Source organism: Micromonospora sp. NPDC048063 (genome assembly GCF_043202855.1).
GTDB lineage: Bacteria > Actinomycetota > Actinomycetes > Mycobacteriales > Micromonosporaceae > Micromonospora.
The window spans coordinates 226124-241757 of sequence record NZ_JBIDBG010000005.1 but is presented as its reverse complement, the minus strand read 5'-3'; the positions used below and the strand labels follow the sequence as shown (position 1 = coordinate 241757).

The following is a 15634-nucleotide window of genomic DNA, read 5'->3' as shown; positions in this document are numbered from 1 at the left end:
GCTCAAGGGGCTGTGTCGGAGTAGACCTCGACGTCGTAGAGCAACTGCACGTTGCGGCGGCCGTTCGTGATGCCGACGAAGATCGGGTCACCGGCCGGGGTGGAGCCCTGGCGCCACACCTGTTCCCGAGCAGCTTCCCGCGACTCGTGATGGATCTTGCCCGCTTGGTGCAGTTGCAGGACGCGACGGGCGGTGGTCCGGTCGCTGTCGAGGTGGACTCGCAGCAGAGGCATGGCGTGAACTCCTTGCCGACCGTCAAGGCCATCCTTTCGTACGTTCGACTAGCTTACCGCTGTTAAATTGCCTGTCCACTGGACTAGAGTCGGCTCCATGACCACCGCAGAGCCCGGTGTGCCGACGACACCCTCGGCGGGGCGACGGGGCAGCCGCACCCCTCCGCCGGTGTGGCTACGGGCGGAGTCCTCGCGTGCACGGCGCAAACCGCCGCTGACCCTTGAGCGCATCGTGGACACAGCGGTGACCTTGCTGGACGAGCACGGCATCGAGGGCCTGACGATGCGCTGCCTTGCCCAGCAGCTCGACGTGACGGCGACTGCGTTGTACTGGCACGTGAGGACGAAGGATGACGTCCTGGACCTGGCCGTCGACCGGATCTTCGGCGACGTGCCAGTTCCGGACGTGAGCGACAACTGGCTGGAGGACATCCGCGTCCTCGTCCGAGGCTGGCGTGGCGCCATGCTGGGCCATCCCTGGGCACCAAGGCTGGTCGGACGTCCGATGCTCGGGCCCAACGTCCTGGCCCGTACCGAGTTCCTGCAATCGGCGCTGGTGCGCGGCGGCTGTTGCGGACTTCAGCTTGCGGTGGCCACGCGAATGCTGGCCAACTACGTCATCGGCGCCTCGCTCACGGAAGCCACGTGGCACCAGACCGCGGACCCTGACGCGAGAGCCGCAGCCCGCGACCATGTCGCCGCGAGCGCCAACGCCTATCCGACCCTCAGCGCCTCTGGCCATCTCGACGACACCCGATGGGACGACAACCTGCTGTTCGAGGAGGGCCTCAACGGGATTCTCCTGACAGCGGCACGGACAGGGATGCCGGAATGAGCATGTGCGCCACTCAGTTCTTTGGTTCCGGCTGGCGCGCGTCCGGCTGGACAGCGGGATCGTGGAGCGCCGCCGATCGCGACAGCCATTCCCGGGCCACCATCGCGAACACGAGCCGGTCGGCCCACTCGCCGCGGAACAGGTAGCTCTCGACATGCCGCGCCTCGCACCGCATCCCCAGCCGGGTCATCAGCCGGGCCGACGCCTCGTTGCCGGCGTGGCACCGGCCGTAAACGCGGTGCAGGCCGAACTCCTCGAAGCCCCATCCCAGCAGCGCCGCCACGGCCTCGGTGGCCAGCCCCCGGCCGGAGAACTCCGGGTTGAAGACGTACCCGATCTCGGCGGTGCGGTCGGCCCGGCTCCGCCAGACCAGCTCGACGGTGCCGGTCACCCGCCCGTCCAGCTCGGCGGCCAACGTCAGGATGTCACCCTCGGCACGCAGCCCGTCCTCGCGGGTCATCGTCGCCACCGACTCCCGCGACTGCTCGCGGCTGCGCGGCTCGTTGCCGAGCATCCAGCGGCACACGTCGGGCCGGCGCTGGTACGCGTACACGTCGTCAAGGTCGTCCATCGTGACCGGCCGGAGGGTGAGCCGGCGCGCGCGAATCGGGGTGAACACCGCCGGAGCGTACGGGATTCGGCCCGTTCGGTCCGGACCATTTCGACAGAGCCCGGGGCAGGCGGCCTGAGCCGACCTGGCGCATGCCGCGCTGGGCACCCACCCGTAGTCGGTCGGTCCGGGTATGGCCAGGGCCTGACCGACCACCGTCTCCGTACCTGTCAGGTCGGGGACGGCTCCTACCCGCGGCCTGCGACCTTGGCGGGCTCGGCGAGGCGACCGGTGCCGGGCAGGAACCGGCCCACCCGCGAGGCATAGGCGGCGTAGGCAGCGCCGTGCATACGGGCGAGGTATGGCTCCTCCACCGCGCGGACCTGCAACTGGATCGACACGACCAGGACCACGGTGGCGGCGAGGGAGATCGGGTTCGGCACCATCAGGGCCAGGGCCAGGCCCGTCACGATCATCGCGGTGAAGATCGGGTTGCGGGCCAGCGCGAACGCACCGTCGGTGACCAGGTCGGTACGTTCGTCAGGGTCGACCCCGACCCGCCACGAGGTGCCCATGCCCGTTTGCGCGGCGAGGGCGGCGATCACTCCGGCGACGGCGAGCACCAGTCCGATGATCCGCATCGTGGGCCGGTCGAGAGTGTCGATCGGGTTCATGCCGGCGAGCGCGGCGACCGGGCCCGCCGCGCCGAGCAGCAGCGCGGCGACGAACAGCAGCTTGGCCCACCAGCGCAGCGTGCCGGCCGGTACGGGGTCCAGCCGCAGTCCGGTGTCGCCGGTGCGGCGCCACTGCGCGAAACTGCGCCACCCGAACGCCAGTCCGAGGGCGAGCAGGTAGATCAGTAGGGCGACGGCGGCCATCGGCTCACTCCTTGCCGGCGCAGCAGTCGTCACCGCAGCCATCCACGGACGCGGACGGGGCGGTCATGGCGGACACCGCGGTGGCCGGCGGGCAGCAGGTGTCACCGCGCCACGCCTCGCGGCCTTCCTTCACCGCGACGGCGGCGATGACGAGGGCGGCGACCGGGTCGGCCCACCACCAGCCGAACAACGAGTTGGCCGCCAGCCCGACCAGCAGCACCGCGGACAGGTAGGTGCACAGCAGAGTCTGTTTGGAATCGGCCACCGCCGAGGCGGAGCCGAGTTCACGACCGGCGCGGCGCTGCACGGCCGACAGCACCGGCATCACGACCAAAGACAGCGCGGCCAGGACCAGGCCAACGGCGGAGTGCGCAGCCCGGTCGGCGCCGGCCAGGGCCCGCACCGACTCCACCGTCACGTAGGCCGCGAGGGCAAAGAACGACACTGCGATGATCCGCAGCGTGGTGCGTTCGCGGCGTTCGTGGTCGGCGGCGGAGAACTGCCACGCCACCGCGGCCGCCGAGACGACCTCGATGACCGAGTCCAGCCCGAAGCCGATCAGCGCCGTCGACGACGCGAGAGTCCCCGCGGTGATCGCCACCACCGCCTCGACGACGTTGTAGGTGATGGTCGCGGCGACCAGCAGCCTCACCCGGCGGGCAAGCACCGCCCGCCGGGTCCCATGGCCGAAACGCGCCAGCACCTGCCCGTGCGTCAACCTCTCCACACCCCCAACCATACAGCAGCCGCTGTATTCAGCAAAGACTGTACCGTGGTGAGAGGTGGATCAGGTGGCGAACAGGTAGTCGTTGGCCTTTCGCTGGAAGCGAGCCGATGGCTACCTTCTCGGCTCGTACCGCATCACCACCGCCCCCGAGGCGAACTCCAGCCGACTCACGAGCTTCAAGTCGACACACTTCGATAGACCTGCGAACGGTGTCGGCCCGTGACCCGCTATCCGGGGCTGCACCACGAACTCGTACTCATCGATCAATCCCAGCTCCGCCAACGCCAGCGGGAGCTGCACGCCTGACACGAAGAGCCCCTTACCCGACTCCTGCTTGAGCTGCTGAACGGCCTTGCCCAGATCCCCGCGCACGAACTCCGCGTTCCAATCGACCCGCTCCAGGGTGCTTGACACGACGTACTTCTTTGCCGCGTTGATCGTCTGGGCGAAGGGCTCCATCCAATCAGGTCTCGACCCCGTCGGCGCCGCCGGCCGCCACGCTGTCTCCATCATCTCGTACATCACCCGGCCGAAGAGAAGTGCGTCGGCCCGGGCGAGGTTCTCGGTGTGGTGACGATGCAAGTCCTCGTCGGCGGGAATTGCACGATGGTCGCAGCACCCGTCCAATGTGACGTTGATGGAATACCGAAGTGGTCGCATTCCGCTCGCCTCGTCGCGTGTGGTCATGGGCGTGGTCTCCTCATGGCTGGCGGGTCCGGTCCGATGAGGGACGAACACCACAACCGTTGCGTCGCCCCGGTCATGGCCAGCAGCATACGGGGCGCTGCCCCGGTTATGCGGGACGCGGATTTGGCCCGGACGTCATCGCCGCCACGATCGACGGTGCGGCCATTGTCAAGCAGTACCGAGCCCGCGGCGGCCCCGTCGGACTCGTCCCTCGCAAACCGCGCTACCCACTGATCCCGGCCGGGCCGGCGCCGATGACGGCGACCCGTGCGGGATTGCGCATGGTCGGTTCCTCACTTGCGTACGTGATCCTGCAAAAGCGTTCTTGCGGTTTGGAAGGTATCCGCGCGTGTGGCGCCGACGAGGCCGATGCAGCCGCGTTTGGCCCAGCCCGTGACGTAGAGTCCCGGCTCGCCGAGCACCGCCCCGGCGCGATGCGGAACAGTGCGGGTTTCGGGGTCGAAGGGCACACCTGCCAGGGGTGAGGCGGCGTAGCCGATGGCGCGGTAGACGGCCTGTACCTTGTGGTCCTCGTAGTCACCGGAACCGGTGATGTGCCCGTAGCCGTCGGGAACGGCACGTTCGGTGCGCAGCCCTTGCACCCGGTCGACGCCGAGAATGGCTGCGGGGATCCGGTAGAAGTGCAGGTGGACGCGCCGTGACGCGGTCCGTGCGGCAGCGGGGATCCGCGACCAGGCTCGCAGGATGTCGACGACCTTCCGGGTGGGCGCGAATTGCCGGGTCATGCGCTCCATGTGCAGATCGGGGGCCAGGTCGGCAGGGTCAACGATGACATCGACGTCATCCTGGTCACCGATCTCGCCCAGCTCCGTAGGGCTGAAGCGGGTGTCGGCCGGGCCGCGGCGCGCGAACAGATGGATGTCGCGGACGGGGCTGGCGGCGAACTCATTCGACACGTGCAACGGGATGCCGGTGCCGGCGAGGGCGTACGCGGGCTTGCTCAGCATCCGAATCACATCGAGGGCGACGTTGCCGGCGCCGATCACCGCAACGGACTCCGCTCGCAGCGCCCACGCCGGCGGCGCGTCGGGGTGGCCGCCGTACCAGGCGACGAAGTCCGCCGCCCCGAAGGAGCCGGGCAGACCGAGGCCGGGTAGCTCGACGGGGACGTCCCGCCGGGCGCCGGTGGCGATGACGACCGCGTCGTAGCGGTTGCGCAGGTCGCGCACCGTGACGTCGGTGCCGATCTCGACACCGCAGAAGAGCTGGGCGCCGCTGCCGGCGAGCACGGCACGAAGCTCGTCGGTGAGCTGCTTGACCCGGGCGGGATGGTCCGGGGCGATGCCGTGCCGGACCAGGCCATACGGGGCGGGCAGCCGCTCGAAGATGTCTATCCGCGTCCCGGGTGCGAGCTCGCTCAAGGCACCGGCGGCGTGGACACCGGCCGGGCCGGCGCCGACGATCGCCACGGACAACTCGATCGTCACTCCGTCTCCTGCGGTGGCAGCGCGGCCACGAGCGCATGGTCAGCCGGGATGGGCCCGACCCGCCCGGCCGCGCCCGGCGACCCCAGTTCGTCGAAGAACTCGGCGTTGACGGCCCGGTAGCCCTTCCACTCGACGGGCAGATCACGCTGGTACCAGATCGCTTCGACGGAGCAGACCGGTTCGCAGGCTCCGCGGTCGACGCACTCGTCCGGATGGACATACAGCATCCGATCGCCCTCGTAGACGCAGTCGGCGGGGCATTCGTCGACGCACGCCTTAACCTTCAGATCCACGCACGGCAACGCGATCACGTAAGTCACGGCGTGAACGCTAAGACCTCAACCGCACTTCACCTCAACCGCTTGAACTCAACCAGGGTTCAAGTTCTACGGTCTCCGGGTGCCACCAGAGCAGCCTGCGGGCCCGGATGATCTGCTCACCGTCGGCGAGGTCACTGCTCGTACCGGGCTGCCCGCCTCCGCACTACGGTTCTACGAGGACAAAGGGCTGATCGCCGCCGAGCGCAGCCCTGGCAATCAGCGCCTCTACCGGCGCCATATGCTGCGCCGCATCTCTCTCGTCCTCGCCGCCAAGCGGCTCGGCGTCTCGCTCGCCGACGTCGCCGCAATCCTCGCCACGCTGCCGGCCGGCCAACCGCCAAGCCAGCACGACTGGCACCGCGTGTCGCGTATGTGGAAAGGCGAGTTGGAAGCCCGGCGGCGCTACATCGGGAACCTCGAGCGCCAGCTCACCGGCTGCATCGGGTGCGGCTGCCTCTCCATGCGGTCATGTGGGATGCGCAATCCCGGGGATCGGCTTCGCCATCAGGGCCAGGGACCGGTACGCCTCGACGAGAAGTGTGAGCAGGACAGCCCCGGCTTGACCTGAAGTCGGGTTGAATGTCTAGCGTCCTTGTTGTGGATCAACGAATCGGCGTCGCGGAGCCGCAGTCCGCCCACCATCTGCTGGTAGCGCCGAGTTCCAGCATCCACCTGCGGTGGTCCAAGCAGGCTGACCTGACCCGCGACGCTCGTCGCGGCTTCTGTGCTCGAGGTTTTCCTCGGGCCGACGACGGTCCGCTCGTCTGTCACGCCAGGGGTTTCGTCACTACACCGTCGTTACCGGAAGGAATCTGATGAGGCTGTCATCTCTGCTGCGCCCGCGGACCACCGCGAGCGCCCACTGCGACCTGCCCTGCGGGGTCTACGACCCGGCCCAGGCCCGTATCGAGGCCGAGTCGATCCTCGCGATCAGCAAGAAGTACCAGGACAACACCGACCCGGAGTTCCGCACCCGTTCGCTGATCGTCAAGGAGCAGCGCGCCGAACTGGTCAAGCACCACCTCTGGGTGCTGTGGACCGACTACTTCAAGGCGTCACACTTCGAGAAGTACCCGCAGTTGCACGGCCTGTTCAACGAGGCCACCAAGCTGGCCGGTGCCAGCGGCACGAAGGGCTCCGCCGACCCGGCCGTCGCCGAGCAACTCCTCGCCAAGATCGAGGAGATCGCGAACATCTTCTGGGAGACCAAGCAGAGCTGACACGTGGGTGACCGGGTGGCGCCCTGCCACCCGGTCCCGCGCAACCCGTTAGGAGGGTGTATGCCGTCTCGCACCGATCTCGTCGAGAATATGATGAGCCGCTTCCCACAGGTACCGCACGAGGCGGTCATCAAGGAGGACCTGCTGCGCGGCGGGCTCGCCTTCGACGACTCGGCGCTGACGGACAACGAAAACGGCGACGTCAAACCAAAGTCCTACTTCATTTTCTCCTTCGACCACCGGACCCTGCCGGAGCTGGGCACGGCCGCGCTGCGCCGGCCGCCGGAGGAGATCGTGCTCACCGGCGGGCCGTACGGGCTGCGGCGGACGATCGTGTCGGTCCGCACCAATCCTGCCTCGCCGTACCGCGTCAAGACCGGCGACGACGGACGGATGCAACTGTTCCTGGACGGCAAGCCGATCGCCGACGTCGGGCTGCCGCCAATGCCGGCGTACTACCAGCAAACGCTGGCCAACGGGAAATCGGTGATGGAGGTAGCCCCGACGATCCAGTGGGGCTACCTCATCTACCTGACCGTCTTCCGGGTCTGCCAGTACTTTGGCGCCAAGGAGGAGTGCCAGTACTGCGACATCAACCACAACTGGCGGCAGCACAAGGCGGCCGGGCGCCCGTACACCGGGATCAAACCCGTCGACGAGATCCTCGAGGCCCTGGAGATCATCGACAAGTACGACACCGAGCGTGCGTCCCAGGCGTACACGCTTACCGGCGGTAGTATCACTTCAAAGGTCGACGGGCGCGCTGAGGCCGACTTCTACGGCCGGTACGCCCAGGCGATCGAGGAACGGTTCCCGGGGCGCTGGCTCGGCAAGGTGGTCGCGCAGGCCCTGCCCCGCACCGACGTGCAGCGGTTCAAAGACTATGGCATTCAGATCTACCACCCCAACTACGAGGTGTGGGACAAGCGCCTGTTCGAGCTCTACTGCCCCGGCAAGGAGCGCTACGTCGGCCGCGAGGAGTGGCACCGCCGCATCCTCGACTCGGCCGAGGTCTTCGGGCCGCGCAACGTGATCCCGAACTTCGTCGCCGGCGTCGAGATGGCCGCCCCGCACGGCTTCACGACCGTGGACGAGGCCATCGCGTCCACCGCCGAGGGCCTCCAGTACTTCATGTCGCGCGGCATCACCCCGCGCTTCACCACCTGGTGCCCCGAGCCGACCACGCCGCTCGGCCGCACCAACCCCGAGGGGGCGCCGCTGGAATACCACGTCCGGCTGCTGGAGGTCTACCGCGCGACCATGGAAGGCAACGGCCTCTCCAGCCCGCCCGGATACGGGCCGGCCGGACCCGGCCAGGCCGTGTTCTCCGTCAGCTCCTTCATGGACAGCCTCCCGACTGGGCGATCGTGATGACAGACTCCCCTGTCGCCTCGAGCAACCAGGAGCCGGCATTTCTGCAGCTACGCGAAGTCCGTTCGGCCACGCTCCCACACGACCAGTTCACCACCTATCTGCTGTTGCGTGTAACCGCAGCACCTGGCGTGGTGCCACGCCGGCGTAGACATGTCGGACAGGGGACGCCGGCCCGGGCGTCGCCCGGACTGGTGCGGCTCGGCTGAAGCAGCTTGCTTCTACCGGGCGTTCGAGGCGCGACGCGGCGTCTTCGAGGTGGAGAGCCAGAAACGTCACTCATATCCCATGGCCGGTATGACGTCGCCGAGTGCTTCTTCGATGAACTCGCGGGTTTCGTCGTCGAACTGGTCGTTGCGGTTCGCCAGCTTGTGAGACTGGAACGTTGACGGGGTGGCAAAGTCGTCGACGTCGAGTCGTTCGAACAGGGTGCGGCGCTGCCCGGGCCAGTCGGCTGCGAGGTCTTCGGCTTTCACCTCGATGTATCGCCTGCCCGTAAGGTCGACCGTGTTCTTCCAGGTGAGCCACCGGGTGTAGACCGGCTTGAGGTAGGCGAGCGCGCCGTCGACGGTGGGCGGTGCCCATGGCTGGGCCAGGTGGGATGCGAGCACTGAGACCGGGTGGCGCTTGATGTGAACGATGGTCGCTTCGGGGACGAGTTCCCAGAGGAAGTCCATGTGCAGCAGGTTGAACGGTGTCTTCTCGCACCAGGTCGGCTTGCCCGCGTCGGCGGCTGCGCCGCCGAACGTCGTGTCGATCAGGCCACGGAGGATCCCGAGCAGTTCGCGCCGATCGCCGAAAAACCTCGGGAGTACCCGCCTGCGGCTCGACGGCTCGAACGGTCCGGCAGGCCGGTCGGCGTTCCCGAAGCCTTCCGCAGGCGCAGGTTCGTCGAATGTGTACGCGACCAGCTGCGGCCAGAGCTGTTGCACCGCGTCTCGGTAGCGCCGCTCGCCGACCAGCTCGGGAACGGTTTTGCCGCGATCGTCGCGCCGGCCGGGCACTCGTACGGTGAGGAAGTCACTCAGCCGGTACAGGGCGTCCTCACCAACGATGGGGTCGTATCGATCGGTGAGCGCGTCGGCCAGGTCCCGCAGGCCGCCCGGGTCGATGAGGAACCTGGTCTCCATGGGAATCCGGTGGATCAGCGGATGTTCGCCGATGATGTCGGCGATCCGTGACGTTCCCGAACGACCGGTACCCGCGACGAAGATCGGTGAGGGGGATGGCATGGTGGGCAGTCAAGCTCTCGGACCGGCGCCTGTGCAAGCCACTTATCCCGTTCGCCCGGTGCTGCGGGCCGGACGCGCACCCGTCGCGCTGGGCGCGTGCCGGGACGGCCGTCTCCAACCCCGCGCGAGGTCGTTAGAGCCGGGCCGAGCGGGTCGGCTCGGCGAGGGGCCGACCGACCCGGAACAACGCGAGCGGCTGGCCACCCACCCGTCCCGCGAGCCGGGCGGCGGTCACCGGGCAGTCGATGAGCTGGCTGAGCGGATGGACCGCCAGGCCGTGCCTGGCGAGGGTCAGCCATGTGCGCAGGAGACGGCGTCCCGCAGCGATGTGATCGTCGCCGTCCGCCACCATGACCAGGATGCTGCCGTCGTACCGCAGCAGGCTCCGGCCGCTGACCGCCAGCAGCGCCGCGAGGCCCAACCGGCGGGTGACGGGGTACGCGCGCAGCGAGGCGGCCAGGAACCGTGCTTCGAACCGGGACAGGACGAGAGCCCGGTCGGTGAGTCCGTCGAGGTGGTAGCGCGGATGGCGTGGGTCGAGGCGCAGCCAGTCGCGTAGCTCGGCCGCGACGGCCGGGGTGCCGAACAGCCAGCGGTCGGCGACCACCAACTCGCGCGCGAGATCCTGGGCGGGAAGGTGGACGAGTCCGGGTTCCAGGTCGGCGAGAACGGCCGGGTCGACCGGCCCGTTCGCGTACCGGCCACGGGCGACCCGGCGGGACTCGATGTCCACGATCCTGAACGGGGTTGGGTACCTGTGCGGCGCGGCGACCAGGCGGGGGCCGGGCGCCGCGGTGACGTTGAGGCCGAGGTCGGCGGCGACGATGAGGCACGTCTCGACGAACGCGCCGATTCCGAGGCCGAGGTCGCGTCCGGTCGGGTCAGAGTCGGGCAAGGAGCGGGGCTGATCGACGTTGATGACGATCTCGTCGGCGTGGTACTCGGGCAGCCATGGCTGTGTGTTGTGTGCGCTCGGCGCCCTGCGGCAGGTCGCCTCGTGCGCCCGTAACTGCTCGACCCACGTCATGCCGACCGCTTCTCGTAGAATGTGTACCCGTGCAGCGGTCGCCCGCCAGCCCGCCGGTACTGGGCGGCCGAGGCGGCGTTCTCCCGCTCGACGAAGGTGCTGCGCAGTGTCCGGTACCCGCCGGCAGCAAGGTTGCGGTGCAACTCCCGAGACAGCAGCGTCAGGTACCCCTTGCCTTGTTCCTCGGGCACGGTGCCCTTGATGATGAGCACTGCGTCGCGCCGGTACCGGGCGCGGGTCGCCAGCAGGCGCAGCTGATTGAGTACGCCGAGCCGGCCACCGACCTTCATGAGGAACTCGGAGATGTCCGGCACGGTCACCACGAACGCGATTGGCCGGCCGGCCTTCTCCAACCAGAGCAGCAACCCCTCGTCGAGCAGGTGAGCGAGGCCGTCGGTCTGCTCGGCCAGTTGCTCGGTGGAGATCTCGGTGTAGTAGCCGAGCTGCGCGAAGCTGGCGTTGAGCAGCTGCCGCAGGATCGGCAGCTGCTCGCGGAAGTGCCGCCGCGAGCCGTGCCGGATGATGAGCTGCTCCGCGGGGATTCGGGTGTCGTCAAAGGTGAACCCGTAGTCACGGTCGGTGCCGGCTGGGGCGCGAGCGGGGGTCGAGTCGGCCCCGGAGTCCCGGCCAAGGTCGACCAGCCAGGTGTCGGCCTCGAAGCGGCGTTGGAAGCCGTGCCGCTCATACATCACCGGGTAGTAGGCGGGGTTCCAGGCTGAGTCCACGAAGCCACGCTCGGCGAAGCCGGAGGTGATCACCCCGCCGGTCTGGTTGGGCAGCAACGCGACCGGTCCGAACAGCGGCCGGCCGTCGGCCCTGGCCTCGACCGTGTCCATGATGGCGGCGAAGACGGCGTCGTCGTCGACGAACTCGGTGTGCCCGAACAGTTGCCGCGGACCGACCTTCGCGTCGAAGGCGCTGCTGCGGTGCACGCTGGTCCGCCCGACTACGGCGCCGCGTCCGTCGCGGATCAGGAACAGTTCGGCGGTACGGCGGTGTGCGGCGATCACCGACGACAGCAGGGGCACGTACCGGTTGGTCGGGTGCAGCCGAAGTGGGAAGTCGACAAACGCTCGCAGGTCGGCCCGCGACTTCACGGCGGATACTCTCATGCGCGGTGCACCGGCGGGCCGGCTGTCTCGGTGGACAGCGGAGTGAACGTCTGGATGTGCGCCATGCCGTCAGCCTCGGCACGCCAGACGCCGTTGGTGTAGCCCTCGGGCTCGGCGTTGTACAGCCGGATGTAGCCCCCGGTGGCGTTCTGCGTGCCGTGGTCGGTCACCCAGCACATGAGGTCGCGGTGGTGGCGGCTGCGCGCGAACCTCAGCAGCGCGTCGCGGTCGCTGAAGAACGCGATGGTGCCGAGCGTGAACGGGAACTGGTAGTACACGGTATGCCACCGGTATCCGTCCATCCGTTGCATCTGCTTGACCATCTTGAACCAGGTGCGGGTGAGGGTGAGGATCGAGCGGGGCCCCCGGTATCGGGTGGCGCCGACGAACATGGCGGTCGCTTGACCAACCGGCGGCGCGGCGGAAAAGTCGGAGGTCCTCACGTCGTCGCGCCCTTCACCAGGTACACATTCTTGATTTTGGATGTTGCGCCGGCGAACGGGCCGGTGCCGTAGTCATGAACTCTCACCCGCAGGTCGGCTGCGGACGGGTCCTCGACGAGGGATTCGGCGAAGTCCCGGCTGACCTCGGCGAGGTAGCGCAGCACCCCACCGCGGCAGGTTTCGGCGAGGGCCAGCCGCTCGTCGGGACCGAGCGCGAGATCCTCGCGCAGCTGCAGGTTGACGACCGGCCGGCTCTCCAGGTCCGCGTGCTCCTCCAGCTCCAGGCAGAAGCTGTGCAGCAGGTGAGCGAGGGGATTGTCGGCGTAGAGGCCGTACTCGACGTCCTGTGGGTAGATGTTGGCACCCATGTAGGAGATCGTGCTGTCCTTGCGGCCGAACAGGAACAGCAGCGGCAGTTGCATCCGGTCGGTCCGTCCGGCGCGTTCGGCGTCCGACTGCGCGGCCGGGTCCCCGATCGCGGCCAGCACATCCGGGTACGCGATCAGCCGGCCCTCGTCGCCGATGTTGTAGCGGACCTTCGGGTTGAGCACCGCCGTCGAGTTGATCGTGCAGAGCACCTCGAGGTCGGCGTTGGTCTCCAGGTACGTCTCAAGCGGGTTGTACTGGAAGATCATTGGCAGCCGGTGCTCGTCGGGGCCGAGCAGGGCGGTCCGCAGGGCGACGTCGGTGCGTAGCCGGCGGCGGACCCAGACGGTGAAGTCGGTCTCCCCGGCGATACCGATGGTGAGGTCGCTGGCGCCGTAGCCGGAGCGTACCTTGAGGAAGCGCTCCTCCAGATAGTCACGCAGCGCCTCGGTCATCCCCTCCCCGCCGACCAGACCGCTGATCCGGTACTCGCCCCACGGGAAGCCCTCGGCGTCGAGCTTGTCGCGCAGATGCTTGAGGAACGGCGGATACGCGGTGACGATGTACTCGAACCCGGGCCCGAAGTACCGCAGCGTGTCCGCGATCTTCTGCAGATCCGGGCCCGTGTTCTTCACCATCGCGATCTTGGACATGGCGATGCCGGTGTTGGTGCCCGTGGCCCAGGCACCCATGGAGTACGCGTTGATGACGAACCGCCGTTTCGACGGGAACACCATGGTCGCGTAGCCGGCCAGGTTCTTGTGGACCGAGCGCAGTTCGCGGCGGCTGCGAATCCAGTTGAACGGCTGACCGGACGATCCCGAGGACTCGTCGACGACGCTGCCGGCGATCTCGATCTCGCCGTGCCAGCAGCGCTGGGCCTCCGGGTACGCCTTCACGTACGACTGCTTGTCTGTCGGCGGGTACGACGACAGGTCGAACCAGCGGAACCGCCATTGGTTGCGGCGCAAGAAGTCGCCGTACGCGGGCACGTCGATCGCGGCGAACTGACAGGTCATCCACGCGTGCAGCCGAGCAAATCGACCCATGTACGGACGGTAGTTCCGCGCCATGAGTCGCCACACCGCCGGATGAATCTGGTGCAGCGTATAGAGCCACGTCAGTGAGAAGCTCGTGAGCCGCAGCGTCCCCTGGCGCAGGAAGGTCATCACCACGCGTCCACGATAGGAGTCCTCGCAAGTCCCTCACCTGGTCACGGATACTCAACCGCCCTGGGTACCCCGACTCAACGACCTCCCGCCTTCGGCCTCGGCATGCTCCGGGCCGTGGACGTGGTCGACCCGGCGGCGTGGGTCTACGTCGCCCGGTGAGTCCGTCAGGACCGCGCCCAGCACGGCGCCGCTGATCACCACGTCAAGAAGGAGTCGTGATCGGCCACCCGGCAGAGCGTGGCGGAACAGCGGGTTCAGCGCATCGGTTGGGTCCTGCAGCGCTGCCCTGGGTCGTTGGGAGTGGGATGATCAGCGCAGTGGTCGCCGGGCCCGCGAGCAGTGTCGCCTCAGCGGGTGGCGGTCACGGGCGGGTCGCGGCCACCACGGTGTCCAGGGCGTCGACCGTCTTGTCTCGCATCCGGACCGGGCGCCGCGCCGTCTCGGACCGGTGGATCCGCATGCCGGGGAGTTCAGCGACCACCATCTCCGGAGTCTGCAATACTGCGGCATCCTGCGGGCCGCCGGTGCCCGCGGTGAGGTTGGCCAGATCGTGGCCGACGAGGACGAACGACCCGCCGGGGCGCACGGCGCTGGCCGCGTGCCGCAGAACGGTGGCCAGGTCGGGTCGGGGCAGGTGCAGGTAGGCGATGAGGACCAGGTCGTAGGCGTCGGCTTCGGGCCGGTAGGCGGTGACGTCGGCGATCTGCCAGTCGATGTCGACGCCCCGTTCGCGGGCAAGGTCCTGGCCGCGGCGCACGGCCACGGCGGAGAAGTCGACGGCGGTGGCCCGCCATCCGCGTTCGGCCAGCCAGACCGCGTTGCGACCTTCGCCCGCGGCCAGGTCGAGCGCCCGGCCCGGTGGCAGGTCGGCGGTCTCCTCGACGACGAACCGGTTCGGCTCGGCAGTCCAGACAAGCTCGGGGGCGTCGGCGTAGCGGGCATCCCAGTCGGCGCTGTCCACGTTCGGCCTTCCTTCGGTTTGGCGGTGTCTTCCACCTCCCAGCATCAGCCGGCAGGCGAGGTGTGAGCGGGTCTTTCCCAGGCTCAGCCGCGGACGGAGGTGTGTGAGCGCGAGCAGGTGGCCCGGTGCACGGCGATTCCCGCGGCTGTCGCGGTCGTGACCAGGGGCCCGCACGTGACATGCGGGACCCATCGAACCCCTCGCACTGACTCTTCGAACCAACCGAACGCCCCACGCAGCACGTCCTCGGACACCCGGGGCCATTATGGGCATCTGGTTACGCCCCGCCACGCGCGACAGTTGTCAGCCTCGCTGGCGGTGGAGGCGTGGCGCGGATGACGCCTACGCGGCGCGCCGCGCACCCGTCACGGCGGAGGTGCCAAGGTCGCTCTTCGGCAGCGACCGCCCGGCGGCGACAGCGCCGGACCAGGTCGCGGTGTCGGCGACGGCGGCGAAGTTCGAGTTGAGCAGTGCCAGCAGAGTCGTGTGGACCGTCTTCGCGTCGGCGAAGCCGGCCTCGTTTGCGATGTTGATCGCGCCGGTGGCGTCGGAGAGGACTTCGGCGGCCAGGCCGTGGGTCTCGGCCTCCGCGGCGGAGGCCAGCACGCAGTTGTTGGTCATGTAGCCGACGAGGGTGACGGTGTCGATCTCGTGCTCGCGCAGCCAGGCGAGGAGGTCGGTGCCGGCGAACACGGTGCCGTACTGCTTGACGACGGACTTCCACTCGTCCGTGCGGCGGCTCTCGACCTCCGGGTGCAGCTGGAAGCCGGGCTGGGTGGGGTTGAACACGGGCGCGTCCTCGCCCATCGCGTGCTGCACCGCGACGACGGGAATGCCCGCGGCGGTGGCCGCGTCGATCGCGTGCGTGATCTGCGGCAGCGACTCGGCATGGGGCGGGTACTGGATCTCCAGCGGGCCGTCGCCGAAGTAGTCCCGCTGCACGTCGATGAGGATGAGTGCGCGGCGAGGGGTGGTCATGGCCTGTGCTCCTTGGTCTCGTTGCCGCCGTCTTCGTGGGCGACGCACATCGAGTCTGCGGGCTGTGAACCGCG

At 68.6% G+C, this 15634-nt stretch carries 18 protein-coding genes; 4 read left to right on the top strand and 14 right to left on the bottom strand.

Going from position 1 to position 15634, the window contains the following annotated elements; translation table 11 throughout:
• Positions 1 to 2: 2 nt before the first annotated feature.
• Positions 3 to 233: a hypothetical protein gene (locus tag ACGFZ2_RS16145; RefSeq protein ID WP_393264087.1), complete on the bottom strand. Its 231-nt coding sequence runs from the start codon at positions 231 to 233 to the stop codon at positions 3 to 5.
• A 97-nt stretch (positions 234 to 330) separates the two neighbouring features.
• On the opposite strand from ACGFZ2_RS16145, the gene ACGFZ2_RS16140 reads away from it, so the two are divergent.
• A complete protein-coding gene (locus tag ACGFZ2_RS16140) occupies positions 331 to 1068 on the top strand; it encodes a TetR/AcrR family transcriptional regulator (protein WP_393264090.1) in 738 nt (245 codons plus the stop codon).
• A 13-nt stretch (positions 1069 to 1081) separates the two neighbouring features.
• On the opposite strand, the gene ACGFZ2_RS16135 is transcribed toward ACGFZ2_RS16140, so the two are convergent.
• The 6 genes from ACGFZ2_RS16135 to fdxA form a co-directional block, all read right to left on the bottom strand.
• Positions 1082 to 1687, bottom strand: a complete 606-nt coding sequence (locus ACGFZ2_RS16135; protein ID WP_393454157.1) for a GNAT family N-acetyltransferase — start codon at positions 1685 to 1687, stop codon at positions 1082 to 1084.
• 179 nt (positions 1688 to 1866) lie between these two features.
• Positions 1867 to 2496 carry a methyltransferase family protein gene (locus ACGFZ2_RS16130; RefSeq protein WP_393454154.1) on the bottom strand — a complete coding sequence of 210 codons (630 nt, stop codon included), beginning with the start codon at positions 2494 to 2496 and terminating at the stop codon, positions 1867 to 1869.
• Positions 2497 to 2500: 4 nt separating this feature from the next.
• On the bottom strand, positions 2501 to 3214 hold the full coding sequence (locus ACGFZ2_RS16125) for a cation transporter (protein ID WP_393264442.1): 714 nt from the start codon (positions 3212 to 3214) through the stop codon (positions 2501 to 2503).
• Between the two features lie 120 nt (positions 3215 to 3334).
• Entirely contained in the window at positions 3335 to 3910 is a 576-nt protein-coding gene (locus ACGFZ2_RS16120) for a dihydrofolate reductase family protein (protein ID WP_393454151.1), read from the bottom strand.
• Positions 3911 to 4203: 293 nt separating this feature from the next.
• The gene (locus ACGFZ2_RS16115; RefSeq protein ID WP_393454148.1) at positions 4204 to 5358 is read right to left on the bottom strand and encodes an FAD-dependent oxidoreductase; all 1155 of its coding nucleotides are present in this window, start codon (positions 5356 to 5358) and stop codon (positions 4204 to 4206) included.
• Positions 5355 to 5678 carry a ferredoxin gene (gene fdxA / locus ACGFZ2_RS16110; RefSeq protein WP_393264103.1) on the bottom strand — a complete coding sequence of 108 codons (324 nt, stop codon included), beginning with the start codon at positions 5676 to 5678 and terminating at the stop codon, positions 5355 to 5357. The genes ACGFZ2_RS16115 and fdxA overlap by 4 nt, the downstream gene beginning before the upstream one ends.
• Before the next feature lie 79 nt (positions 5679 to 5757).
• On the opposite strand from fdxA, the gene soxR reads away from it, so the two are divergent.
• The 3 genes from soxR (at position 5758) to ACGFZ2_RS16095 (ending at position 8269) form a co-directional block, all read left to right on the top strand.
• Positions 5758 to 6246, top strand: a complete 489-nt coding sequence (gene soxR, locus ACGFZ2_RS16105) for a redox-sensitive transcriptional activator SoxR (protein WP_393454145.1) — start codon at positions 5758 to 5760, stop codon at positions 6244 to 6246.
• A gap of 247 nt (positions 6247 to 6493) precedes the next feature.
• Complete coding sequence (gene sodN / locus ACGFZ2_RS16100) at positions 6494 to 6898, top strand: superoxide dismutase, Ni (RefSeq protein ID WP_393264105.1); 405 nt, start codon at positions 6494 to 6496, stop codon at positions 6896 to 6898.
• A 60-nt stretch (positions 6899 to 6958) separates the two neighbouring features.
• Positions 6959 to 8269 carry a radical SAM protein gene (locus tag ACGFZ2_RS16095; RefSeq protein ID WP_393454142.1) on the top strand — a complete coding sequence of 437 codons (1311 nt, stop codon included), beginning with the start codon at positions 6959 to 6961 and terminating at the stop codon, positions 8267 to 8269.
• Positions 8270 to 8544: 275 nt separating this feature from the next.
• Here ACGFZ2_RS16095 and ACGFZ2_RS16090 read toward each other — a convergent pair whose 3' ends face one another.
• From ACGFZ2_RS16090 to ACGFZ2_RS16060, 7 genes are all read right to left on the bottom strand, one after another.
• Positions 8545 to 9501 carry a sulfotransferase family protein gene (locus ACGFZ2_RS16090; RefSeq protein ID WP_393454139.1) on the bottom strand — a complete coding sequence of 319 codons (957 nt, stop codon included), beginning with the start codon at positions 9499 to 9501 and terminating at the stop codon, positions 8545 to 8547.
• A gap of 133 nt (positions 9502 to 9634) precedes the next feature.
• Complete coding sequence (locus ACGFZ2_RS16085; protein WP_393454136.1) at positions 9635 to 10528, bottom strand: hypothetical protein; 894 nt, start codon at positions 10526 to 10528, stop codon at positions 9635 to 9637.
• Positions 10525 to 11640 carry a hypothetical protein gene (locus ACGFZ2_RS16080; protein ID WP_393454133.1) on the bottom strand — a complete coding sequence of 372 codons (1116 nt, stop codon included), beginning with the start codon at positions 11638 to 11640 and terminating at the stop codon, positions 10525 to 10527. The genes ACGFZ2_RS16085 and ACGFZ2_RS16080 overlap by 4 nt, the downstream gene beginning before the upstream one ends.
• On the bottom strand, positions 11637 to 12083 hold the full coding sequence (locus ACGFZ2_RS16075; RefSeq protein ID WP_393454130.1) for a DUF4188 domain-containing protein: 447 nt from the start codon (positions 12081 to 12083) through the stop codon (positions 11637 to 11639). Before ACGFZ2_RS16075 ends, ACGFZ2_RS16080 begins: the two co-directional genes overlap by 4 nt.
• On the bottom strand, positions 12080 to 13498 hold the full coding sequence (locus ACGFZ2_RS16070; protein ID WP_393454127.1) for a phenylacetate--CoA ligase family protein: 1419 nt from the start codon (positions 13496 to 13498) through the stop codon (positions 12080 to 12082). Before ACGFZ2_RS16070 ends, ACGFZ2_RS16075 begins: the two co-directional genes overlap by 4 nt.
• 484 nt (positions 13499 to 13982) lie before the next feature.
• Entirely contained in the window at positions 13983 to 14582 is a 600-nt protein-coding gene (locus ACGFZ2_RS16065) for a methyltransferase domain-containing protein (RefSeq protein ID WP_393454124.1), read from the bottom strand.
• Positions 14583 to 14924: 342 nt separating this feature from the next.
• The gene (locus ACGFZ2_RS16060) at positions 14925 to 15560 is read right to left on the bottom strand and encodes an isochorismatase family protein (protein WP_393264120.1); all 636 of its coding nucleotides are present in this window, start codon (positions 15558 to 15560) and stop codon (positions 14925 to 14927) included.
• Between the last annotated feature and the right edge of the window lie 74 nt (positions 15561 to 15634).